The 561-nt window shown below is 56.0% G+C and carries 1 rRNA gene; it reads right to left on the reverse strand.

Annotated features, from left to right (window positions below):
- Nucleotides 1-561: ribosomal RNA gene (locus ACK4TH_RS13090) — 23S ribosomal RNA — on the reverse strand; the annotation flags it as partial.

Below are 561 nucleotides of genomic sequence, written 5' to 3' on the forward strand. Positions count from 1 at the left end.
ATCCAAAGCCCACCGTCTGCACGCCGACGGCTGTGTTTTTAGTAAACAGTCGCAGCCACCTATTTTTTGCAACCCATTCACGCTTCGATGTTCTCTACACGCTACTAGGGCACACCTTATCCCGAAGTTACGGTGTCAATTTGCCGAGTTCCTTCTCCCGAGTTCTCTCAAGCGCCTTAGAATACTCATCTCGCGCACCAGTGTCGGTTTGCGGTACGGTCAGCTGCAAGCTGAAGCTTAGTGGCTTTTCCTGGGACCCCATTCGGTCACTTCGCGAGCAAGCTCGCTCGAGCAACGGCCTCGGTATATGACACGCGGATTTGCCTACGTGTCGCCTACTTCCGCCTCAACCGGCACTTCCAACCGCCGGATGACCTAGCTTGATCCGTCCCCACATCGCACTTGCAGCCGGTGCAGGAATGTTGACCTGCTTCCCATCAGCTACGCATCTCTGCCTCGCCTTAGGGGCCGACTCACCCTACGCCGATGAACGTTGCGTAGGAAACCTTGCGCTTACGGCGAGCGGGCTTTTCACCCGCTTTAACGCTACTCATGTCAGCA

Source organism: Tepidimonas sp. (assembly GCF_046292505.1).
Taxonomy (GTDB): domain Bacteria; phylum Pseudomonadota; class Gammaproteobacteria; order Burkholderiales; family Burkholderiaceae_C; genus Tepidimonas.